Genomic DNA, 377 nt, shown 5'->3' with positions numbered 1-377 from the left:
CTCGTGCCGGCTGCGGTAGTGCCACGACAGCTTCATCGTCGGCAGGTTCGCTCCGATACATTCTTCCAGAATGCTCTCGAGTTCCACCTCGACATCCGTATCGTCGACGTCGGATTCCGCACGGTCGAAGAAGCTGGTCGGCGGGAGCTGCTTCGGGTCACCGACCATGATGACTTGCCGCGCCCGCGCCATCGCACCAATCGCATCCGAGACTGGAATCTGAGAAGCTTCGTCGAAGACCACGACGTCAAAGTCAGAGGTCTCAGCCGGTAGATACTGCGCAATCGACAGCGGGCTCATGAGCAAACAAGGAGTCAACCTGAGAATTGCACCAGAAGCCCTCGACATAAGTTCGCGCAACGGAAGATGTCGCGTAT

General features: G+C 57.8%; 1 protein-coding gene. It reads right to left on the bottom strand.

Going from position 1 to position 377, the window contains the following annotated elements; genetic code table 11:
- The coding region (locus EN824_RS33685) for an AAA domain-containing protein (RefSeq protein ID WP_245521076.1) at positions 1-300 on the bottom strand (300 nt) is incomplete at its 3' end.
- Between the last annotated feature and the right edge of the window lie 77 nt (positions 301-377).

The sequence above is a fragment of the Mesorhizobium sp. M8A.F.Ca.ET.181.01.1.1 genome (genome assembly GCF_004792025.1).
In the GTDB taxonomy this organism is placed as follows: Bacteria; Pseudomonadota; Alphaproteobacteria; order Rhizobiales; family Rhizobiaceae; genus Mesorhizobium.
The sequence above is the reverse complement of the archived record's forward strand: the minus strand, read 5'-3'. Positions and strand labels throughout refer to the sequence as shown.